At 70.3% G+C, this 22,461-nt stretch carries 17 protein-coding genes, 1 tRNA gene, 1 other RNA gene and 1 pseudogene; 6 read left to right on the top strand and 14 right to left on the bottom strand.

The window, feature by feature from the left end; genetic code table 11:
• Positions 1-11: 11 nt before the first annotated feature.
• Together BKA02_RS09080 and BKA02_RS09075 are read left to right on the top strand one after the other, a co-directional pair.
• A tRNA-Pro gene (locus BKA02_RS09080) sits at positions 12-88 on the top strand.
• 82 nt (positions 89-170) lie between these two features.
• A complete protein-coding gene (locus BKA02_RS09075) occupies positions 171-935 on the top strand; it encodes an HAD-IIB family hydrolase (protein WP_179433304.1) in 765 nt (254 codons plus the stop codon).
• 25 nt (positions 936-960) lie between these two features.
• Here the strand turns inward: BKA02_RS09075 and BKA02_RS09070 are convergent, their stop codons facing one another.
• The 4 genes from BKA02_RS09070 to BKA02_RS09055 form a co-directional block, all read right to left on the bottom strand.
• Positions 961-1,566, bottom strand: a complete 606-nt coding sequence (locus tag BKA02_RS09070) for a thymidine kinase (protein WP_179433302.1) — start codon at positions 1,564-1,566, stop codon at positions 961-963.
• 7 nt (positions 1,567-1,573) lie between these two features.
• Positions 1,574-3,046, bottom strand: a complete 1,473-nt coding sequence (locus BKA02_RS09065) for a malate:quinone oxidoreductase (RefSeq protein WP_179433300.1) — start codon at positions 3,044-3,046, stop codon at positions 1,574-1,576.
• Positions 3,047-3,113: 67 nt separating this feature from the next.
• Positions 3,114-4,202 (bottom strand): aspartate-semialdehyde dehydrogenase, encoded by a 1,089-nt coding sequence (locus BKA02_RS09060; RefSeq protein ID WP_179433298.1) that lies wholly within the window; start codon positions 4,200-4,202, stop codon positions 3,114-3,116.
• Positions 4,203-4,344: 142 nt separating this feature from the next.
• Positions 4,345-5,625 carry an aspartate kinase gene (locus BKA02_RS09055; protein ID WP_179433296.1) on the bottom strand — a complete coding sequence of 427 codons (1,281 nt, stop codon included), beginning with the start codon at positions 5,623-5,625 and terminating at the stop codon, positions 4,345-4,347.
• 168 nt (positions 5,626-5,793) lie between these two features.
• On the opposite strand from BKA02_RS09055, the gene BKA02_RS09050 reads away from it, so the two are divergent.
• The gene (locus BKA02_RS09050) at positions 5,794-6,834 is read left to right on the top strand and encodes a DUF222 domain-containing protein (protein ID WP_179431688.1); all 1,041 of its coding nucleotides are present in this window, start codon (positions 5,794-5,796) and stop codon (positions 6,832-6,834) included.
• Positions 6,835-7,139: 305 nt separating this feature from the next.
• Here the strand turns inward: BKA02_RS09050 and BKA02_RS09045 are convergent, their stop codons facing one another.
• The 8 genes from BKA02_RS09045 to BKA02_RS09010 form a co-directional block, all read right to left on the bottom strand.
• Entirely contained in the window at positions 7,140-8,192 is a 1,053-nt protein-coding gene (locus BKA02_RS09045) for an EamA family transporter (protein WP_179433294.1), read from the bottom strand.
• Complete coding sequence (gene recR, locus BKA02_RS09040) at positions 8,189-8,782, bottom strand: recombination mediator RecR (protein ID WP_179433292.1); 594 nt, start codon at positions 8,780-8,782, stop codon at positions 8,189-8,191. Before recR ends, BKA02_RS09045 begins: the two co-directional genes overlap by 4 nt.
• Positions 8,782-10,956 carry a DNA polymerase III subunit gamma and tau gene (locus BKA02_RS09035; protein ID WP_179433290.1) on the bottom strand — a complete coding sequence of 725 codons (2,175 nt, stop codon included), beginning with the start codon at positions 10,954-10,956 and terminating at the stop codon, positions 8,782-8,784. Before BKA02_RS09035 ends, recR begins: the two co-directional genes overlap by 1 nt.
• Positions 10,957-11,007: 51 nt before the next feature.
• Positions 11,008-13,515: a glycoside hydrolase family 65 protein gene (locus tag BKA02_RS09030; protein WP_179433288.1), complete on the bottom strand. Its 2,508-nt coding sequence runs from the start codon at positions 13,513-13,515 to the stop codon at positions 11,008-11,010.
• An 82-nt stretch (positions 13,516-13,597) separates the two neighbouring features.
• On the bottom strand, positions 13,598-14,329 hold the full coding sequence (locus BKA02_RS09025; RefSeq protein WP_179433286.1) for an HAD family hydrolase: 732 nt from the start codon (positions 14,327-14,329) through the stop codon (positions 13,598-13,600).
• A 78-nt stretch (positions 14,330-14,407) separates the two neighbouring features.
• On the bottom strand, positions 14,408-15,271 hold the full coding sequence (locus BKA02_RS09020) for a hypothetical protein (RefSeq protein WP_179433284.1): 864 nt from the start codon (positions 15,269-15,271) through the stop codon (positions 14,408-14,410).
• A 71-nt stretch (positions 15,272-15,342) separates the two neighbouring features.
• Positions 15,343-15,439, bottom strand: an RNA gene (gene ffs, locus BKA02_RS09015) — signal recognition particle sRNA small type.
• Between the two features lie 7 nt (positions 15,440-15,446).
• The gene (locus BKA02_RS09010) at positions 15,447-16,058 is read right to left on the bottom strand and encodes a rhomboid family intramembrane serine protease (protein ID WP_343045382.1); all 612 of its coding nucleotides are present in this window, start codon (positions 16,056-16,058) and stop codon (positions 15,447-15,449) included.
• A gap of 129 nt (positions 16,059-16,187) precedes the next feature.
• Between BKA02_RS09010 and BKA02_RS09005 the strand changes: the two genes are divergently transcribed.
• From BKA02_RS09005 to BKA02_RS08995, 3 genes are read left to right on the top strand one after another with little or no spacing between them, the layout of a single operon-like run.
• Positions 16,188-17,165, top strand: a complete 978-nt coding sequence (locus BKA02_RS09005; protein ID WP_179433280.1) for an AAA family ATPase — start codon at positions 16,188-16,190, stop codon at positions 17,163-17,165.
• Between the two features lie 9 nt (positions 17,166-17,174).
• Positions 17,175-18,512 carry a DUF58 domain-containing protein gene (locus BKA02_RS09000; RefSeq protein ID WP_179433278.1) on the top strand — a complete coding sequence of 446 codons (1,338 nt, stop codon included), beginning with the start codon at positions 17,175-17,177 and terminating at the stop codon, positions 18,510-18,512.
• Positions 18,509-20,860: a transglutaminase TgpA family protein gene (locus BKA02_RS08995; protein WP_179433276.1), complete on the top strand. Its 2,352-nt coding sequence runs from the start codon at positions 18,509-18,511 to the stop codon at positions 20,858-20,860. The genes BKA02_RS09000 and BKA02_RS08995 overlap by 4 nt, the downstream gene beginning before the upstream one ends.
• Positions 20,861-20,882: 22 nt before the next feature.
• On the opposite strand, the pseudogene BKA02_RS08990 reads toward BKA02_RS08995, so the two are convergent.
• Positions 20,883-21,376, bottom strand: a pseudogene (locus BKA02_RS08990) (transposase); the annotation flags it as partial.
• A complete protein-coding gene (locus BKA02_RS08985; RefSeq protein ID WP_179433272.1) occupies positions 21,349-22,350 on the bottom strand; it encodes a nucleoside hydrolase in 1,002 nt (333 codons plus the stop codon). The gene BKA02_RS08985 and the pseudogene BKA02_RS08990, both read right to left, overlap by 28 nt.
• Positions 22,351-22,461 lie beyond the last annotated feature (111 nt).

Below are 22,461 nucleotides of genomic sequence, written 5' to 3'. Positions count from 1 at the left end.
AACGGTTGCCACGGGGTGTGGCGCAGCTTGGTAGCGCGCTTCGTTCGGGACGAAGAGGCCGCAGGTTCAAATCCTGTCACCCCGACCAGAGGCCGGCCCATCGGGCCGGCCTTCAGCCATTCGGTCGGCGGTCCCAGGCCACCTCCCACCCCGGATAAACTGGCCCCATCATGACCCCGCCTCGCCTGGTCGCGTTCGACCTCGACGACACGCTCGCCCCCTCGAAGAGCACGATCGATCCGCGCATCGCCCGTCTGCTGCTCGCCCTCGCCGAGCGTGTGGAGGTGGCGATCATCTCCGGCGGCAACGAGGAGCAGTTCCGCTCGCAGGTGATCGCGCAGCTGCCCGAGACAGATGCGGCGACCCTCGCGCACCTCCATCTGATGCCCACGTGCGGCACCCGCTACCTGCGGCACGACGGAAGCGACTTCGCACTCGTCTATGCGCGCGATCTCACGCCGGAGCAGTCATCCACGGCGCTGCATGCGCTCGAGACGGAGGCGCGGCGGCTGGGGATCTGGGAGGCGGAGCCGTGGGGCCCGATCCTGGAGGATCGCGGCTCGCAGATCACGTTCTCGGCGCTGGGCCAGCGCGCCCCCGGAGAGGCGAAGCGGGCCTGGGATCCCGACGGCGCCAAGCGGGCCGCGCTGCGCGATGCCGTGGCCCCGCTCGTGCCCGACCTCGAGGTGCGTTCGGGAGGGTCGACGTCGATCGACATCACGCGCGCCGGGATCGACAAAGCGTACGGCATGACCGAGCTCGCCGAGCACACCGGCATCGCGCTCGGCGACATGCTCTTCTACGGCGACCGTCTCGATGAGGGCGGCAACGACTATCCCGTCAAGGCGCTCGGCGTACCCTCGGTGGCCGTGGAGGGCTGGGAGCAGACGGCAGAACTGCTCGACGCGCTCCTGGAGACCCTGCCGCCGCGCTGAGTCGCCATCGGGCGCCCTGTGCCGTTCAGCCCAGGCGCCCGCCGGATTCTTCGAGGTAGCAGTGCCCGCACAGCGATTCGTAGGTGGTGACGAGCTCGTCGCCCGCCCCGTCGATGGCGACCTGCTCGCCGTCGAACACGAAATCGTCGCCGATGCGCCGCCCGTTGAAGACCGCCTTGCGTCCGCACCGGCAGATGGTCTTGAGCTCTTCGAGCGTGTGCGCGATCGCGAGCAGGCGGGCAGAGCCCGGAAAGGCATGCGTAAGGAAGTCGTTGCGGATGCCGTACGCGAGCACCGGGATGTCGTCGTCCACGGCGACTCGGAAGAGTTGATCGACCTGCTCCGCGGTGAGGAACTGCGCCTCGTCCACGAGCAGGCATGCGACGCCGGCACCGGTATCGCCCCGCGCCTCGGCAAGCAGCGCCCGCGGATCGTCGTCGGGGCCGAGGAGGAAATCGACCTCGCGGGTCATCCCGAGGCGGCTCTCGATCTGCGTGGCGCCCTTGGTGTCGATCCGCGGCTTGGCGAGCAGCACGCGCTGCCCGCGCTCCTCGTAGTTGTAGGCGGCCTGCAGCAGTCCGGTGGACTTGCCGGAGTTCATCGCGCCGTAGCGGAAGTACAGCTTCGCCACGACGACCTCAGGCGGTGAGGTCGAGGGTCGCGGCCGTGGCCGACATCGACGATTCGGCCGCCGCCGGGTCGTCGTTGAGGTGCTCGTCGAGCGTGGGGATGAGCGCGCGCAGCGTCGGCTCCCACTCGGGGTACTGCTCGGGGAAGCAGCGCTTGAGCAGGCCGAGCATGATCGGCACGGCGGTGGAGGCGCCGGGAGAGGCGCCCAGCAGGCCCGCGATCGAGCCGTCGGCCGAGGCGATCACCTCGGTGCCGAACTGCAGCACGCCGCCCTTCTTCGCATCCTTCTTCATCACCTGGGCGCGCTGGCCGGCCTGGATAATCGACCAGTCGTCATCCTTCGCCGTCGGCATGAACACGCGCAGACTGTCGACCTTCTTGGCGTGCGTCTTCATGAGCTCGCCGAGCAGATAGGTGATGAGGTCGGGGTTGGCGAAGGCGACGCGCAGCATCGGCCACAGGTTGTGCGAGCGAACCTGCCCGATGATGTCGAGCATCGAGCCCTGCTTGAGGAACTTGGGGCTGAACGTCGCGAACGGACCGAACAGGAGCGAGGCCTCGCCGTCGACCATCCGGGCATCGAGGTGCGGGACCGACATCGGCGGAGCACCGACGGAGGCCTGCGAGTAGACCTTGGCCTGGTGCTGGGCGACGATGGCCGGATTCGTCGTCTTGAGGAACTGCCCGCCGATCGGGAACACGCCGTAGCCCTTGATCTCGGGGATGCCGGAGCGCTGCAGCAGCTTGAGCGCCCATCCGCCGGCGCCGACGAACACGAAGCGGGCCTTGATCTCGCCAGGCGTGCGGCCGAGGCTGTTGCGGTACTTGACGAGCCAGGTGCCGTCTTTCTGCCGCTTGAGGCTGTGCACCTCGTGATTGGTGAGCACCTGGGTGCCCGTGTCGGACAGGTGCGAGAAGAGCTGGTGGGTGAGGGACCCGAAGTCGACGTCTGTGCCGGAGGGCACGCGCGTGGCGGCGAACGGCTCGCCCTTGCGACGCTTCTGCATGAGCAACGGCGCCCACTGGTTGATGACGCGCGAGTCCTCGCTGTACTCGATGCCGGCGAACAGCGGCTGCTCCTTGAGCACCTCGTATCGACGGCGGAGGAAGTCGACGTCCTTCTCTCCGCGCACGAAGGTCATGTGCGGGGTGGAGTTGACAAACGTCGAGGGCTCTTCGAGCACGCCGCGCTCCACGAGCGAGGACCAGAACTGGCGGCTCTGCTGGAACTGCTCGTTGATCGAGACAGCCTTGGCCGGATCGAGCATGCCGTCGGCGCCCTCGGGCATGTAGTTCAGCTCGCACAGCGCCGCGTGCCCGGTTCCGGCATTGTTCCAAGGGTTCGAGCTCTCCTGCCCGACATCGCTCAGCCGCTCGAAGGCGGTGATCTTCCACTTCGGCTGCAGTTCGTGCAGTAGGGTGCCGAGGGTGGCGCTCATGATGCCACCACCGATGAGGACGACGTCGACGGATTCTGTCACCCGACCAGTCTAGGCCGCTCGGGCGCGTCGCCTTTCCACGACCGGTATCGGCGGGCGGGGATCTCTCTCAGCCGGCCGGGGTGACGGCGACGGTTGCGGCGAGGGTGGCGGCGACGACTTCGGCGACCTGCACGGCGTTGAGCGCGGCGCCCTTGCGCAGGTTGTCGTTGCTGATGAACAGCACCAGTCCCCTGCCGTCGGGAGCCGACTGGTCGGCGCGGATGCGACCGACGAAGCTCGGGTCCTTGCCCGCCGCCTGCAGCGGAGTGGGCACCTCTTCCAGCAGCACGCCCGGAGCGGATGCGAGCACCTCGCGGGCGCGGTCAGGGGTGATCTCGCGCGCGAACTCCGCGTTGATCGACAGCGAGTGCCCGGTGAACACGGGCACTCGCACGCAGGTGCCCGCAACGCGCAGGTCGGGAAGGCCGAGGATCTTGCGGCTCTCGTTGCGGAGCTTCTTCTCCTCGTCGGTCTCGTTCTGTCCGTCATCGACGACCGATCCGGCCAGTGGCAGCACGTCGAAGGCGATGGGTGCGACGTAGTTCTCCGGCTGCGGGAAGTCCACGGCCGACCCGTCGTGCACAAGGCGCAGCGTGTCGCCCTGGGCCAGCACGCCTTCGACCTGACCGAGCAGCTCTTCGGCGCCTGCGAGGCCCGAGCCGCTCACGGCCTGGTAGGTGGAGACGATGAGGCGCTCCAGCCCCGCCTCGTCGTGCAACGCCTTGAGCACGGGCATGGCCGCCATGGTGGTGCAGTTCGGGTTGGCGATGATGCCCTTGGGCGCGTCGGCGGCGGCTTCCGGGTTCACCTCGCTGACGACGAGCGGGACTTCCGGGTCCATCCGCCATGCGCTGGAGTTGTCGATGACGACCGCGCCGGACTCGGCGAAGCGGGGCGCGTACGCGCGGCTGGCCGTGGCCCCCGCGGAGAACAGGGCGATGTCGATGCCCGACGCATCCGCCGTGTCGACGTCTTCGACGATGACCTCGGTGCCCCCGAAGTCGATGGCCGTGCCCGCCGAGCGCGCCGAGGAGAACAGGCGCAGCTCACGGATGGGGAACGAGCGCTCCTGCAGGATGTCGCGCATGACGCGGCCGACCTGGCCGGTGGCGCCGACGACGGCGACGGAGAGTCCGGAATCGGAGATGCGTGTCATGGGGTGCTCCTCGGCGTCGAGCGGAAAGGACGGCAGGGCGCGGTCGCCGGGCGGGCGGGCCGCTCCTGACGCCGATGACAGGGTTCCGGCGATTCTAGCCGATCCCGCGCCCGGGCATCCGCGAGGGGAAGACGCCCGCGGATCAGCGTCCGGTGCCGGCGGCGACGACGGCCTCGATATCGCCGTCGAGTCCGTAGGCGGTGTGCACCTTGCGGGCCGCGTCGATGAGCTCGTCGCCACGGAGCACGACCGAGATGCGCACCTCGGAGGTGGAGATCATCTCGATGTTGATGCCCGCGGCCGACAATGCCTCGAACAGGATCGCCGAGACGCCGGAGTGCGTGCGCATCCCCGCACCCACGACCGACAGCTTGCCGATCTGGTCGTCGTGCACGAGTCCTTCGAACGACAGCGTCTCCTGCTCGGCGCCCAGCGCCTTCAGCACCACCGCGGCGTCGGACTTCGGCACGGTGAACGAGATGTCGGTGCGGCCCGTCGAGGCGGCGTTCTGCACGATCATGTCGACGTTGGCGCCCGCCTTGGCGACCGTCTTGAAGATCTCGGCGGCCTTGCCGGGCACGTCGGGCACGCCCGCGACGGTGATCTTGGCCTGGCTGAGGTCGGTCGTGACCCCGGCGACGATCGGCTCTTCCATGTCTTCTCCCTCGGTGCCGCGGGGATCTGCCATCCCCTCGCCCAGAACGTAGGTGCCCTCGTTCGACGTGAACGTGGACCGTGCGTGGATGAGCACGCCGTGACGGCGCGCATACTCGACGGCGCGGATGTAGAGCACCTTCGCGCCGTTGGCGGCGAGCTCCAGCATCTCTTCGCTGCTGACCCGATCGAGCTTGCGGGCCAGCGGGATCACCCGCGGATCGGCGGTGAAGATGCCCTCCACGTCGCTGTAGATCTCGCACACATCGGCGTCGAGTGCCGCGGCGAGCGCGACCGCGGTGGTGTCCGATCCGCCGCGCCCCAGCGTCGTGATGTCCTGCGTGTCGTCGTTGATCCCCTGGAAGCCCGCGACGATGACGATGGCGCCCTCGTCGAGCGCCTCGCGCAGCCGATCGGGGGTGACCTCGACGATGCGCGCGGCACCGTAACGGCTGTCGGTGCGCATTCCGGCCTGCGGGCCCGTGAACGAGCGGGCATCGAATCCCATCGAGTGGATGGCCATGGCCAGCAGCGCCATCGAGATGCGCTCGCCGCTGGAGAGCAGCATGTCCATCTCGCGCGGCGCGGGGATCGGAGTGATCTCGCCGGCGAGTTCGAGCAGTTCATCGGTCGTATCGCCCATGGCGCTCACCGCGACGACGACATCGTGCCCCGCGCGGCGGGTGTCGATGACGCGCTTGGCGACCCGCTTGATGCCTTCTGCATCGGCGACGGATGAGCCGCCGTACTTCTGCACGATGAGGGCCACGTATCACTCCCGGGGATGTCTGCACCGGATTCGGCGCTGCGCATAGTCTACGAGTGACGCGCATACCCCTCGGGCCATGTGTCCGACGGTCGGCGAATACCGTGTTTTTGTTCCCCTTTCCTTGATCTGCACGTTCTTTGTTTCGTACTTTTGTACTAGTATTGGGTCATGGGAACGACGCCCGGTGACTACCTCTCCCGCTCACGGGAGATCGCCGAGGAGTGCGGGGCCATCAGCACCGAGATCGCCCGACTCGAAGCACAGCGGGCGGAGCTGTTGGCCGAGCGAGTCGTGTTGCTGCTGGATGAGATCCCGCCCGGGCGGCACGGGTTCGAGCAGGCTGAACGGTCCATGGATTGCGAGATCTCCGCGGCGCTGCATGTGACACGCGGCGCAGCCATGCGGATGCTGGCGACGTCGTGGGTGATCTACGACCGCTTCCCCGCCACCCGCGACGCACTGGCCGCAGGCGAGATCTCATTCCGCCACGCGACGGTGATCACCGCAGCAGCAGCCCCCATCCCCCGCGAGAACGTCGAGGCGATCGCGGCATTCGAGGCGCAGGTCATGCCCTACGCGACGGAAGAGACCGCCGCCCGCACCGAAGCGTTCGCGAAATCCGTCGCCGCAGCGGTCGCACCCGAAACCGTCGTCGAACGGCATGAACGGGCACGCAGGCGACGCTCCGTGTCGGTATCCGACCTTGAAGACGGACTATCGATCCTGACACTCATCCTTCCCTCCGTGCAGGCCCACGGGATCATGGACCGGGTGTCTGCGACAGCCCGCGGGATTCGCGACAACGCGGCCCGCGGCATCCGCGACAATGCGGATAGATCCGACGACGACATCGACGACCAGCTCCTGTCCGGCCAGGACGAGACCCCCACGGTCGACGACCGGACTCTGGACGAGATCCGTGCCGACATCGCCGCCGACCTGCTCCTCACCGGCACCACCACCATCACCACCGACGCCGGGCTCGACGGGGTTCACGCCACCGTGCAGGTCACGATCGCCGCGACCACCCTCGCCGGGCTCGACGACAAGCCCGCCGAACTCGACGGACACGGACCCCTCCACCCCGACATCGCCCGACGCCTCGCCGGACACGCCACCTCATGGTCCAGACTCTTCCTCGACCAGACCGGAATGGTCACCCGAGTCGACCGATACACCCCCACCAACGACATGAAACGATACCTGTGAGCAAGAGACAGACACTGCCGGTTCCCCGGATGCCGCACCCCCGCCCGACGCTGCCACCTCGACCACAACCACGACCACGCCAAAGGCGGACCCACCGACCTACGAAACCTCGCACACCTCTGCCCCGCACACCACGCCCTCAAACACCCCGACCACGACGACCGATGGCGATGGACCGCGAAACAACTCCCCGGCGGAACCATCCAATGGACAACACCAACCGGACACAACTACACCGACACACCCCCACCCCGCGTCATGTTCACCTGACGCAGGTTCGCCCGTGCCCTGACGACTTCGCGAGATCAGTCGTCGGCCGTCGGAGGCGCATCCGTGCCGGGATCGGCGATCCGCACGGTTCCTGTGACCGCCTCGGGCTCGACGATCGCGGTCGCCGCGCACGCCTCTCCCGTGGCACCCACCGAGGCCGCGGCGACCGACTCGTCGACGGGCGTGAGGTCTTCGGCGTCGGAGCGACGGATGCGCCCGCCGGTGCCGGCGAACCAGCACCCGACGACGATGAGCGGAAACCCGATGGCGAGCCCCGGCGAGAGCGGCTCGGCGAGCACGAGTGCGCCGAGAAGCAGCGCGACGACGGGATTGACGTAGGTGAACAGCGGGGCGCGCACCGGCCCCACCTCGCGGATGAGGGCGAAGAAGACGAGAAAGGCGACGGCGGTGCACACGACGCCGAGCACGACGACCGCGACCGTCGCCGTGGGCGTGGGCACCTCGTGCTGAGTCGCCAGAGCGATCGGGAGGTACAACGTGCCGATGAACAGCATCGCCAGGGTGACCGTGCCCATCGACGGCACATCGCCGAGCTTGCGCGCCACGATGAACGGCGCGATCGAGTAGAGCACCGCCACCAGCAGGACCTCGCCGACCGCGACGAAGTTGATCTCACCGCCGAACAGCCCCGGGCCGGCGACGACGGCCGCCACGCCGAGGAAGCCGATGACGAGCCCCGCGATGCGCGCCGGCTGCAGCACAGTGCGATCGCCGCCCGTCAGCGCGATGAGTGCGGCGAACAGGGGAACGGTCGCCACGAGCAGCCCGGTCGGGCCCGAGGGCAGCGACTGCTCGGCATGCCCCAGCAGCAGGAACGGGCCACCCATCTCGACGAGGCCGAACGCCAGCACCCACGGCCAGTGCCGCCACGCCGCACGCAGGGCTCCTCGTCGCAGCGCGAACGGCAGTAGCAGCACGGCAGCGAGGAGGGTGCGGCCCGCGACGATCGCCGGCGGCGAGTACGAGTCCACGGCGATGCGGATGAACAGGTAAGGCACGCCCCAGAGCACCGACATCGCGGCCAGCAGCAGCCATCCGCGCCGGCTGATCCCGGCCCCGTGGCTCACAGCACGCGCCGGCCCTCGAATGCCCGACCGAGGGTGACCTCGTCGGCGTACTCGAGGTCGCCGCCCACCGGCAGCCCCGAGGCCAGCCGCGACACGGTGATCTGCATGCTCACGAGAAGCCGGCTCAGATAGCTGGCCGTCGCCTCGCCCTCGAGGTTGGGGTTCGTGGCGAGGATCACCTCCTGCACGGTGCCGTCGGCCAGACGCGTCATGAGCTGAGCGATCCGCAGATCGTCGGGCCCGATGCCCGCGATCGGGCTGATGGCGCCGCCGAGAACATGGTAGAGCCCGCGGAACTCACGCGTGCGCTCGATCGCAGCGACGTCCTTGGCGTCTTCCACGACGCAGATCAGTGCGGGGTTGCGCCGCGGATCGCGGCAGATCGCACAGCGGTCCTGCTCGGACACGTTGCCGCACTGCTCGCAGAAGCGCACCCGCTCACGGATGCCGGTGAGCAGCTCCGCCAGGCGGGCGACGTCGAAGGACGGCGTCTGCAGGATGTGGAACGCGATGCGCTGCGCCGACTTCGGTCCGATGCCGGGAAGGCGGCCGAACTCGTCGATCAGCTCTTGGACGATGCCGTCGTACATCAGGAGAACCTCGTGGGTGGCTCGTAGGGCTCTTCACGCACGAATGTGGCGCCGAGCACCTGGCGGACAACGGCTTCGCCGTATCGCTGCGCTCCCCCACGCGGCGCCCGTGCGGTGACGCTCGGGACCGAGGCGGCGGCAGACGCCTTCGCGGCGGGCTCGGCGGCGCCGGGATAGGCATCGTCGGGCGGCGTGACGAACTCCTCGTCGTCCTCGGGATACGACGGCGACGGTTCGAGCACGTCCCCGTCGTGCGCAGGCTCATACCAGCCCGATGCGGGCGTCGCCTCGACCTCGGCCGGCTCCTCGTCGACGGCCAGCTGCGCCGGCGGAGTGCGCGGAGCGGCCGCTGCAGTCGGCGTGCTTCCCTCGGCCTCGGTGCCCGTCTCGGTGCCCGCACGGGGAATCGACGCGACCGCCCACTCCGTCACAGAAGACGAGGGCGTGCCAGAAGGGGAGGACGTGCCAGAAGACGGGGCCGTGACAGAAGACGTGGCCGGGTCGGGGTCGGATGCCGGAGCATCCGATGCGGCATCACCCGCGCCCGAGCCGGAACCCGCATCCGCTTCCGACCGCGGTCGCGCGGCGGAGGCCGGCAGCGGTGCGGGCAGGAACTTCACTCGAACGCCGACGGTGCGCTCGATGGCGGTGCGCAGGTGGTCGGAGACGCCGTTGCCCGGGGTCGTGCCCTTGAACCGGGCGACATCGCTCGGCCCCGCGAAGCCCAGGGTGAGCACGTCAGAGTCGGCGTCGAAGGCGAGCGGCTGCACCGTCGTCACCACGATCCAGGAGGATCGGCTGATACCCTCCAGCGCGGTGAGCACGGCGGGCCAGGCCTCGCGCAGACGATCGAAGTCGACCGGTCCCGACGGCGCGTCCGCGACGAGGTCAGGCGATGCCTGCGTGGACGCCGCTTCTTGCGCCGCAGGCTCGGGCGCGGTCGCCTGAGCCGGAGCAGGCATCGAGTTCTGCGACGACGCCGACGCGGGAGCAGGAGCAACGGGAGCGGGTGCAGCGGGAGCGGGTGCAGCAACAGGATCAGCCGCGGTCGCCCCCGCCGAGGATGCGGTGAGCACCCTCGCCACCATCAGCTCCAGCTGCAGACGCGGCGAGGTGGCGCCGCTCATCTCGTCCAGCGCGGCGCTGACGATATCGGCCGTGCGCGAGAGCCGCTCGGATCCGTAGGCCGCCGCCTGCGCGCGCATCGTCGCGAGCTCGTCGGCGGGCACGCCGCGCAGCACGGCCGCCGCGTCGTCGCCGACCGCGGCGATGAGGATCAGGTCGCGCAGCCGCTCGAGCAGATCGTCGGTGAAGCGCCGCGGATCCTGCCCGGTCTGCACGACGCGGTCGACGGCCGGGAAGACGGCCGCCGCATCACCCGCGGCGAGCGCGTCGACGATCTCGTCGAGCAGCGCCGCATGCGTGTACCCGAGCAGGGCGACGGCGCGCTCGTAGCGCACCTCCACCGCCCCCGACTCGGAGGCGTCGGATCCGGCGATGAGCTGATCGAGCAGCGAGAGGGTGTCTCGGGGCGATCCGCCGCCGGCCCGCACGACGAGCGGCAGCACGCCCTGCTCGACGCTCACCCCCTCTTCGCCGCACAGCTTCTCGACGTACTCCAGCATCGCGGCCGGAGGCACAAGCCGGAACGGATAGTGATGGGTGCGTGAGCGGATGGTGCCGAGCACCTTCTCGGGCTCGGTGGTCGCGAAGATGAACTTCACGTGCGGCGGCGGCTCCTCCACGAGCTTGAGCAGCGCATTGAACCCCTGCGGGGTCACCATGTGCGCCTCGTCGAGGATGAAGATCTTGTAGCGGTCGCGGCTGGGCGCGAACGTCGCGCGCTCGCGCAGATCGCGCGCATCGTCGACGCCGTTGTGGCTGGCGGCGTCGATCTCGACGACGTCGAGCGAGCCGCCGCCTGCGCGCGACAGCTCGACGCAGCTCGGGCACGTGCCGCACGGCGTATCGGTCGGGCCCTCGGCGCAGTTCAGGCAACGGGCGAGGATGCGCGCCGACGTCGTCTTGCCGCAGCCGCGCGGGCCCGAGAACAGATAGGCGTGGCCCACCCGGTCACCGCGCAGCGCCGTCATCAGCGGATCGGTGACCTGGGTCTGCCCGATCATCTCCGCGAACGTCTCGGGCCGGTAGCGGCGGTACAGGGCTGTGGTCACCGCACCAGCCTATGCCGTGGCGCCGACATCGCGGCGGGGCCGCCTCGTCGCTCAGGCATCGGGCGCTTCCATCGGCAGGAACGGGGTGACGATCGGGATGGCCGAGGTGCTGGGGACCGAGGCCGACAGCAGCGTGCCGTCCTCGCGGCGCGCGGTGGCACCCAGCTCCGGCCTCCCGGCGATCACCGGCCCCTGATCCGGCAGGGTGACGCGGGCGGGGGCGTCCGCCGACGCACGGTGCTTCTCCCCGCGCACCGTGAAGTCGACCGGGTCGCCCGCGACGATCTCCACGCACAGCTCGCTCCGCGTGAGCGTGACCCGCAGCTGCGAGCCGAACCAGCGCAGCGGATACGACAGCTCGGGCCAGTCCGCCGGCAGCCGCGGATCGAAGCTGAGTCCGCCGTCGTAGTCGCGCATGCCGCCGAAGCCGCTCACGAGCATGCTCCACACCCCGCCGGCCGACGCGACATGCACGCCGTCGGAGGCGTTGCGGTGCAAGTCGGCGAGATCGACGAACAGCGCCTGTGCGAAGTACTCGTGCGCGAGATCCTGATAGCCCACCTCGGCGGCGAGGATCGACTGCACCACGGCCGACAGTGTCGAGTCCCCGGTGGTCAGCGGGTCGTAGTACTCGAAGTCGGCGAGCTTCTCGGCCTGGGTGAAGTGATTGCCCTGCAGGAACAGCGCGAGCACGACGTCGGCCTGCTTGAGCACCTGGAAGCGGTAGATGACCAGCGGATGGAAGTGCAGCAGCAGCGGACGATGCTCGGGCGGCGTGCTCGCCAGGTCCCAGACCTCGCACTCGAGGAACTGCGAGTCCTGCGGATGGATACCCAGCGACGGGCTGAACGGGATGTACATCGCCTCGGCGGCGCGCTCCCAGCCGTCGGTCTCGCCGGGCTGCAGGTGAAGGCGCTCGACCATGGCGGCGTACTCATGGGGCGCGGACTCGGCCATCTCGCCGACGACCCGCGCGGCGAAGCGCAGGTTGTAACGGGCCATGACGTTGGTGAAGAGGTTGTCGTCGACCACCGTCGTGTACTCGTCGGGCCCCGTGACGCCATGGATGTGGAACGTCTCGGCATCCCCGCCGGTGCGCCAGAACCCGAGCGTCGTCCACATCCGCGCCGTCTCCACGGCGACGTCGACGCCCTCGTGGAGCATGAACTCGTCATCGCCCGTGGCCCGCACGTACTTGCCGAGCGCGAAGCTGATGTCGGCGTTGATGTGGTACTGCGCGGTGCCCGCGGCGTAGTAGGCCGATGCCTCTTCGCCGTTGATCGTGCGCCACGGGAACAGCGCCCCCTCTTCGCTGAGCATGCGGGCGCGGGCGCGGGCGGCCGGCAGCATGAGCACGCGGGCACGCAGGGCGTTGCGGGCCCACTGCGGCGAGGTGTACGTGAGGAACGGCAGCACGTACACCTCGGTGTCCCAGAAGTAGTGTCCGCTGTATCCCGATCCGGAGACGCCCTTGGCCGGCACCCCGGCGCCGTCGGCCCGCGCGGCGGCCTGGGCGAGCTGGAACAGGCACCAGCGCGTGGCCTGCTGCAGGTCGTCGTGCGCGGCGATGGTCACATCCGACCGCTCCCAGAAGCCGCGCAGCCAGCGCTCCTGCTTGCCGAACTGCTCCTGAACACCCTCGAACGCGACGCGGTCGAGGGTGCGGCGGCAGCGGTCCACGAGCTCGCGGGGCGGCACCCCGCGCGAGCTGTGGTAGCTCACGAGCTTGGTGACGCGGGTGGGTACGCCTGCCTTGGCCTGCACGCGGAAGACGTTCTTGGCGATGTCGGGCTCGATGAGGCGGCGCGCCGTGAACTCGTTCTCGGTCTCCATGATGTGATCGGCGACGACGGCCAGCGTCATCCCCGAATCGGCCACGCGGTACGACAGCGCCGAGCGCAGGTCGTCCTGCCAGTACTCGGCGGGTTCGAGCACGCGCTCCGAGATCCGCTCGGCCTTGCGCGGATCGAAACCGGCCTTGCCCGCCGTCGCCGTCATCGACGGCACACCGCCGTACACGTCCTCACCGTCCTGGCGGTTGAGCAGCTGGCAGGAGATCGTCACCGGCGCGTCGGCGTTCTCGATCGTCACCTCGAGTCGCAGCACGGCGAGATGACGCTCGTCGAACGAGACCATCCGCTCGTCGTTCATGCGCACGCGCTTGCCCGACGGCGTGACCCAGAGCAGCTCCCGACGGAGCACCCCGGTGCGGAAGTCGAGCGCACGGCGGTACTCGCGCACATCCGCCTCGTCGAAGTTCAGCGGCTCGTCGTCGACGTACACCCGCATGACCTTGGCGTCGGGGGCGTTCACGATGGTCTGGCCCACCTCGGCGAAGCCGTACGCCTGCTCGGGGTGGCGGATGCGCCACGTCTCGTGCAGGCCGTTGATGAACGTGCTGTGCTCGTGGGCGTCGCGGCCTTCGATGTGGTTGCCGCGCAGACCGAGGTAGCCGTTGCCGAGGGCGAACAGCGTCTCGGGCACACCAGGCTCCTCATGCGGGAAGCGTGTCTCGACGAGCTGCCAGGGGTCGACGGGGAAGACGTCGCGGTCGATCATGCGGGTTCTCCAGGACGAACGGAAAGGTCGGACGGGAATCGGTCGGCGAGGACGGTCGGGATGGTCGGGATGCACACAGCGATCAGGGCAGGAGGTCGGACAGGTCGGCGACGACGTGGGTCGCGCCGTGCGCGCGCAGCGCCTCGGCGCCGGCGCCGCGATCGACGCCGATGACGATGCCGCAGCCCGCGGCGGCCGCCGAGGCGACGCCCGAGGTGGCGTCTTCCACGGCGATGCAGTCGGCGGGCTCGACGCCGAGGCCCTCGACACCGGCGAGGAAGAAGTCGGCGGCGGGCTTGGACGCCAGTCCCACCCGCTCCGCGAGGGCGCCGTCGACGACGGTGAGGAACGACGCGCGCAGACCTGCGGTGGCCAGGACCTCCTCGGCGTTCTTCGAGCTCGACACGACCCCCATCGGCACGCCCTCGGCGCGCAGCAGGTCGACGAGAGCAGCAGATCCCGGGTACGGCGCGATCCCGTCGCGACGCAGCGCCTGTGCGAACGCGGCGTTCTTGCGGTTGCCGATGCCGCACACCGTGCCGGCCTCGGGCGGGTCGTCGACACTCCCCCACGGCAGTTCGACGCCACGGCTGCGCATGAGGCTCGCGACGCCGTCGTAGCGCTTCTTGCCGTCGACGTAGGCGTAGTAGTCGTCATCCGTGTAGACCGGAGTGATCCCGCGCGCGGCGAACTCGTCGTCGAAGACCGCCTGCCATGCGCGCATGTGCACGTCGGCGGTGGGCGTGAGCACGCCGTCGAGGTCGAACAGCACGCCCTTCGCGCGGCGCAGATCGGGCAGGTCGAGCGAGGCCATCAGGCCAGCGTAGTGCCCGTCCTGCGCCCGCAGAAGTCGCGCAGGGGAGCGGATGCCGACGCGACGGCGGCGCGCGGTCTACCGCTCGTAGCGATCGACGGAATCGACGCGGAACAGCACGCCGTCGGGCACGGTGCCGTAGAGCGTGACGTCGGCCGATCCGGTCTCGCCTGGTGCGATCTCCTCCGTCCACGCCGTCGATGCCGCCGCTTCGCTGCCGTCGGGCATCACGGCCATGAGATCGATCGCGTACGTCATCGGACGCGCCGCACTGTTGCGCACGCTCACGGGCAGCACGGGCAGCTCGCCGTCCCAGTCGACCTCGCCCACCGTCACGTCGAGGGCGAGATCGCGGTACTCGGCCTGCTCCGCCCCGAGCATCCGCAGCTCGGGGTATGCGAGTCCGGCCTCCCGGTACACCGACACCGGCGCCTCGTCGGGCGGCGGGACGGTGACGCGGGCGCGCAGCAGATCGCCCGTCGCGATGGGCGTCGGCAGGTCGGCGGAGGCGAGCAGAATGGCCTCGGTCACGGCGAACTCGATGTTGTCGCGCGGCTGCTCGGCGCTCAACGACACGAGGTAGGCGACCGTTCCCGGTATCGAGGTCGAGTCGAAGTCGGCGGCCTGCAGCACCTCGGCGTAGACGATGACGTACTCGCCGACGTGCGCGGCGGGGTCGGTGAGGATGTCGTCGAGCTCGGTCTGTTCGACGAGTGAGAACGACTCCGCATCGGGTGTGGCCCAGGGCGTCGGCGTGGGAGAGGCGCCAACCGTCGCCTCTGAGCCCTCCCCCGGCCCGACGGGATCCGCCGCACCGGCGAGCCCGAAGACCCGGGTGCCGACGAGGACGAGCGCAGCGATCGCGAGGATGATCACGACGATGAGCGTGCGGATGAGCACCCGCGCGCGCCCGTCGGTCTCGGTGAAGCGATCGAGGCTCATGCCGCGACCCTAACCGGCCCGGGCGGCCTCCCGGTCACAGGACAGCGGATGCGGCGGAGGCCCGGAAGGGACGAGAAGACCCTCCGCGCACCCGGCAGAGCCCGGTTACCCTTGCTGCGTTTCCGCCCTGGGGGAGTTGGCCTGGATGTCGTCACGCGGAGGGCCGGGAATCAGTCTACAGGGCGCTCGGCAGGGCCTTGCGCGCCCTGCTGCGGCCGAGCACGAGGGCGGCGAGCGCGCCGCCGAGGGCGCCGAACAGGTGTGCCTGCCACGACACGCCCTCGCGCACGCCGACGACGCCGGCGAGCATCGATCCGCCGTACAGCACGATCACGACGAGGGCGATCGCGGCGTATCCGATCCGATGCGCGACGCGGCCAGGCACGAACACGCGCGCCACGACATAGCCGAAGTATCCGAACACGAGCCCGGATGCGCCGACGGTGACCGCGCCAGGGGCGTTCACGAGCCAGGTTCCCGCCCCGCCGACCAGCGCCGAGGCCGCCGTGACCGCCCAGAACCGGCCGGCCCCGTCGGCGGCCACCAGGCATCCGAGCACGAGGAACGGCACCGAGTTGCCGATCAGATGCGCCCAGCTCGCGTGCAGCAGCGGTCCGATGACGATGCCGGGCAGCCCCGCGACGTCCCACGACCTCAGTCCGAAGCCGGTGAACGATCCGGGCAGGACCGCGTCGGCGAACTGGATCGCCCACATCAGCGCGAGCAGGATCACCGGGGCGGCGAACCTGCCGAGCCGCGGCGTTGACGATGATCGCTGATCAGACACCCCCTCATCCTCGCAGAGCGGATGCGCTCGCGCCCGAGAGCACTCCCCGCCGCATCCTGGTCCTCGCGGGTTAGGATCGCAGAACGCATCGGGGCGCATGCGCCCGCACGAGACGCGAGAAGGGATCGCATGGAGTCCGCCCCGCCCGCGATGGACGCGGAGACGTTCGAGACGAAGACCGCGGCCGTGCTGTCGTCGGTGGCCGAAGTCATCGACGGCAAGGACGCTGCGTTGCGCAGCGCGCTGATCTGCCTGCTCGCCGAGGGCCACCTGCTCATCGAAGACGTTCCCGGCGTGGGCAAGACGATGCTCGCGCGCGCCCTCGCCGTGAGCATCGACGCCACCGTCCGGCGCATCCAGTTCACACCCGATCTGCTGCCGGGCGACATCACCGGGGTGAGCGTCTACAACCCCGTCGAGCGCGAGTTCGAGTTCAAGCCGGGCGCCGTCTTCGCGCACATCGTCATCGCCGACGAGATCAACCGTTCCTCCCCCAAGACGCAGTCGGCGCTGCTCGAGGCGATGGAGGAGGGCCAGGTCACCGTCGACGGACGCAGCCGGGCGCTGCCGGATCCGTTCCTCGTGGTCGCCACGCAGAACCCACTGGAGATGGAGGGCACCTACGCGCTGCCCGAGGCCCAGCGCGACCGCTTCATGATGCGCATCTCGATGGGTTATCCGGATGCCGCCGCGGAGGCGATGATGCTGCGCCAGCGCGACACGGTCAACCCGCTCTCGGCCATCCGCCCCGTGCTCGAGGCGGATGACGTGCGTGCGCTGATCGCGTGGGCGCGCGCCGTGCACGTGGCTCCGGCGGTGGAGGAATACGCGGTCGCGCTGGCCCAGGCGACGCGGTCGGATCCGAACCTGCACCTGGGAGCGAGCCCGCGCGCGACACTGCAGCTCGTGCGCGCGGCGAAGGTCACCGCCGCCCTCGACGGGCGCGAGTACGTCGTCCCCGACGACCTCTCGGCGCTGCTGCCCGCTGTCTTCGCCCACCGCCTCATCCCCGCCCGCGGTGCGCACCGTGCGGGGGCGCGCCCGATCGAGTCCGCCCTGACACGCATCGTCGAGCGCATCCCGGTGCCGGTGGGCGCCGGCCGGTAGACCGCACCGATGCGACGCGGCTCCGAGACGAGGTCGCACGGCCCCGCGGCCGTGCGGCACCGTCCCCTGACTGCGCGCGGCGCGGGGGCCCTGACGCTGGGCACCGTCGGCATGATCGCGGCGAACGTGTTCGGGGCGCCGGTGCTGCTGTATCTCGGCGTGCTGCTCGTGCTGCTCGTCGTGCTCGCCGCGCTCCTCGTGCACCTGCCCCGCCGTGAGGGCACGGTGACCCGCACGATCGCGACCGACCTGCTCACCGTGGGCGAGGAGTCGCACGTGCTCGTGCGCTTCGGGCTCCGCTCGGCGTTCGGGCCGCCCGTGGGCCGCTGGGAGGATGCACTGCCCGCGGCGGTCGCCGCCGACGCCTCCGGACGCTTCCCCCCGGCCGGTTCGGGCCGCCGCGAGCGCGGGCCGGAGGGCATCCCGATCGAGTTGTCGTACGACATCCGCGGCGTGCGACGAGGGCTCTGGGCGCTGGGCCCCCTCGCCCTCACCACCGGCGACCCGTTCGCCCTCGTGCGCCGCCGCCAGAAGTTCGGCGAGGTCCGACGGATCACCGTGGTGCCCGAGGTCGTCGCGATCGGCCCGTTCGCGGATCGTGCGGGGGCCGCCGCGGGAACGGCCCAGACCTCGTCGAGCCGGATCGGGCAGGGCGCTGACAATCTCGCCCCGCGACGCTACGTGACGGGAGACTCGATGCGCCGCGTGCACTGGCGCGCGACGGCCCACCGGGGCGACCTCATGGTGCGCCAGGAGGAGCAGGAGTCGAGCCCCGACGCGATCATCGTGCTCGACCGGGCGGGGGTCCGGTGGCCGCGCTCGTCGTCTGCCGCGGCGGCGCACGGCGAGGCGGATCCCGTGTTCGAGCGCGCCGTCTCCGCCTGCGCCTCGCTCGCGCTGCACCTGTCGGAGCACGGCTACGGGGTCGACGTCGTGGATGCGACCAACGCCCTGATCGGCCGGCTGCGGGGTCTGGAGGACGATCGGGATGCGCTGCTCGTCGCGCTCGCGGCGACCGCCCCGCGCTCGGGCGAGCGCGACGAGCGGATGACCGCGGCATCCGACGGACACCTGATCGGTCCGCTGGTCGTGATCACGGGCGCGATCGGCGCCGACGACGCCGCGGCCCTCGCGCACCGCGGAGCGGGAACCCCGGTGCTGCTGCCCACCGATCCTTCCCCCGACGCGCTGGCCGCGGCCAGAGCACAGGGCTGGTCGGCGAGCCGGCTCGGCGACGACATCGCCGCCAGCTGGGCCGAGGCTGTGTCCTCCTCGCCGGCACCGTCGTCCGCTCCCGCATCCGCATCCAGCCGGGATCAGGATGCCGATCCGGAGGTCGCGTCATGAGCTCCGGCGGGGGCGGCGAGGCTCCGGCGGGCGCGACGGCACGCCCCGGTCAGGGCGCCTATGCGATGCCCGTGCTGCGCCGCCCCGGCCGGGCGGGACCGGTCGGGGCGGCGCTGATGGCCGCCCTCGGCACCGCCGTGGCGATCTGGCCGCTCACGACGGTGATCGCACCAGGGCGCTGGAGCGCGCACGCCGTGGCCACCGCCGCAGTCGTACTCGTCGTCGGGGTGATCGTGCGGCTCGTGCTGCGCACGCGCGTCGTGGCGCGGGTGCCGATGATCGCGGCCGTCGCCGTCGCCCAGCTCGTCGCTCTGGCGATCGCCGTCACCGTGCTCGGGTTCCGCGACGAGGGGCTATGGAATCTGCTGCCCTCTCCCGCCGTGGTGCAGGGCGTCGGCGACGCGCTCGCGCAGGCGGGCGAAGAGGTCGCCCTCGGTGCGGCGCCGCTCGCAGCGACGCACGGGGTGACCGTCGCCATCGCCCTGGGCGCGGGAGTGACGGCCATCGTGCTCGACGCCCTCATCGGCGCCCGGCTGCCGCTCGTGGCCGTCGTCGTCGTCACCGGGGTCGGCGTCGTACCGTCGGTCGCTGTCGGCGGCGGCGTCGATATCCCGTGGTTCCTCGCGCTGGCGGTCACCCTGCTGCTGCTCCTCGTCGTTCGCGTGGATGTCTTCCGCGTCGATGCCGCACGTGCGGATGCGGAAGACACCTCGCCGCGCACCGACGCGGTGAGCGATGCTCCCCCGCGCTGGGGTACCGCCGCGACCATCGGTGCGGCGGCTGTCGCGCTGAGCCTCCTCGTCGCCCCCGTGCTTCCGGTGTCGGCCACCGGATTCTCGCTCGGTGCGAGCACGGCGCTGAACCCCACCCTGCGCCTCGGCGAAGACCTGCGCCGCCCCGCACCCACCGCCGCGCTGACGCTCATCACCGACGACGACCGCGCGCCGTACCTGCGCATCGCCACGCTGTCGATGTTCGACGGCGAGGTGTGGCACGCCGACCGTTCGCGCACGGATGCGCTGAGCGAGGGTCTCGGCGACGTCTCCGTCCCCGGCGCGGCCGTCGACGAGCATCGCACGAGCATCCGCATCACCGGGGTGAGCGGCGACTTCCTTCCTCTGCCGTATCAGGCGACCGAGGTCCGCGGGCTGGAGGGCGTCTGGCTGGCGATGGCCGACAACCGCACCGTCGTCGCCTCAAACGCCGATGCGCAGAACCAGAACTACACCGTCGAGACGAGCACCGCGGCGCCCACGCTCGAGCAGATCCGCGCATCCACCGCCTCGGGAGCCGCCGCCGTCGGCGAGCTGCGCGAGCTGCCCGTCGACATGCCCGCGTCGATCGCCGAGGCCGCCGCCGAGATCGCCGGGGCGCAACCGACCGACTACGACCGGCTCATCTCGCTGCAGACCTGGTTCCGCGCGGGGTTCCGCTATTCGCTCGAGACCCCGGTCTCCGAGGGATTCGACGGCACGGGCGTGGATGCCGTGGCGCGGTTCCTCGAGGTGCGCCAGGGGTACTGCGTGCACTTCGCCGGGGCCTTCGCCCTCATGGCGCGTTCGCTCGGCATGCCCGCCCGCATCGTCGTCGGCTACCTGCCCGGCACGCCCACCGACCAGCAACAGGGCGAACCCGTGTACCAGGTGACCAGCGACCAGCTGCACGCCTGGCCCGAGGTGTACTTCGAGGGGCTCGGCTGGATCCCGTTCGAACCGACGGCGACGCGCGGGGTGGCGACCCGGTTCGAGTCGGGCGCCGGCGACGGCACGGACGTCCCCTCCCCGGGAACCGACCCGGGCACCGCGCCCAGCGCCGCGCCCGATCCGGGCGACGGCCTCGACCGCGACGAGGCGGCCGGCGGTGGAGACGCGCCCGTGTTGCGCCCGCTCGACCCGTCGCCCGTGCTGTGGACCGTGCTCGGCATCCTCGCCGCGCTGCTCCTGCCCGCCGCGATCCGTGCGGTCGTACGCGCCGTGCGGTTCTCGCGCATCCGCGACGGGGATGCGCTGCCCGCATGGCGCGAGGTCGCCGACACGCTGCGCGATCTCGGTCTGCCCGCGTCGGCTGCTGACTCCCCGCGGATGCGCGGCGCGCGGCTCACCGCCGACCGCGGGGTCGATCCGGATGCGGTCGCCGTGCTCGTCGGCGCCGTCGAGCACGCGAGCTACGCGCCCGGTCAGTCATCCGGGCACCCCGCGCTCCCCGCCGACGGCGACGAACTCGCGAGGGCGACCCGGCGCATCCTCGCCGATCTTCGCGCGAGCACGAGCACGCGCGACCGCGTGGGCGCGCTCGTGCTGCCGCGCTCGCTGCTCGGCGCCCGGCTCCCCGCACGCTCCGTCGGCTAGGGGTGTCTGATAATTGCTGGGTTCACGCGATGGCGGCGTGGATGAGGACCGCGACGCGGTAGACGATGGCGTGTTTGTCGTATGGGGTTGCGAGGCCACGCCACCGCATGACGTGGCAGAACCGGCGTTCGATCACGTTGCGGTTCTTGTAGTCGGCGACATCGAGCCCGACGGGCCTGCCGCCGCGTGATCCGCGCTGCTTGCGGTGGCCCTTCTGGTCGTCGGGCTCGGGAATCACGGCCTTGATCCTGCGGGAGCGCAGGTGCCCGCGGATCGCCCGAGACGAATACGCCTTGTCGCCCGCACCCCGTCCGGTCGGGTTTGGGGCCGGCCGATGTCCCGGGCGATCCGCAGGTGCGCCATCAACGGCAGGAACATGGGCGAGTCGCCGTGTAGCGCACCCAGTCGGTGTCGATGGATACCGCATGCAGTGGAGTGGACGAGACCCTCGAGTCCCGGCCACTCCACGCACCGACCTACAGAATCCGTCAGGCCAGGCCGAGACCGTTGGGGGCCGCGAGCCGGTCGGCGAAGAGCTTGCTCACCGCTCTGCCATCGACTTCGAGTGCGACGTCCATGTTCGCCGGCAGTTTCTTCGGGTTCGTGCGCAGCATCTCCTGCCGCCCGTTGCCATTGTGGATGTACATCTCCCGCTCGATCGGCGAGAGGTTGTACTCCGTCTTGATGTGCAGCGGGTAGGTGGTCATCAGCTCGCGGTTGAACGCGTGCATGACGGTGAGCGGGTCGTGCAGCCAGAGCGCCGTGTGCTCGGTCGGAATGCCCACGGCCGTGTATATGAGCTTCTCCTGCGGAGGCCACAGGTCGAAGATCCGCGTGGTCAGCTTCGCGATCGGGCTGTCCGACTGACGGATGCGTTCGAGATCCTCGTCGAGGAGCGGCGCACCGAGAGTGACGTCGATAGGGATCAGCGTCATCGGCATCTTCGAGTTCATGACCAGCTCGGCGGCGATCTTGTCGTTGTTGAAGTTGTACTCCTCCACCGGCGAGCGGCGCACACCCTTCTCGTCCACGATGGGGACGATCACGCCCGCCATCATGATGAGTTCCTTGATGTTGTCGACGACCTTGGGCTCTTTGATGATCGCGTGCGCGATGTTCGAGACGGTGCCCAGGGTGACGACCGTGATCTCACCGGGATTGTTCATGATCGTCTCGATCATGAAGTCGACCGCGTGACGCTCGTCGTACGCGGGCTCCTCGCCGGGTTCGAGGATGCCGTCGCCCTCGAAGCCGAACATGAGAGCCTCGTCGCGCATGGGCACGCCGATGCCCTTGAAGACGGGGATGTCGGGGCGCTCGCACACTTCGAGCACCTTCGCGGCGATCTGGGCACGCAGGTGCGTGTCTCCGTAGCAGACGGTGACGCCCTCGACCTGGAGCTCCGGACTCTGTGCAGCGAACATGACGGCTACCGCGTCGTCGTAGTACGTGCCGATGTCGGTGTCGAGGATGATGCGGGTCTTGGCCATGATGTGTGTTCTCCTTCGTGTTCAGGGGATGGGATTGGCGGTTGTGGCCATGAGCGCGATAGCGACGGCTCCGCAGAGCGCGAATCGCGCGACGGTGTCGCAGGCGCGTCC

Source organism: Microbacterium pseudoresistens, assembly GCF_013409745.1.
Taxonomy (GTDB): Bacteria; Actinomycetota; Actinomycetes; order Actinomycetales; family Microbacteriaceae; genus Microbacterium; species Microbacterium pseudoresistens.
The sequence above is the reverse complement of the archived record's forward strand: the minus strand, read 5'-3'. Positions and strand labels throughout refer to the sequence as shown.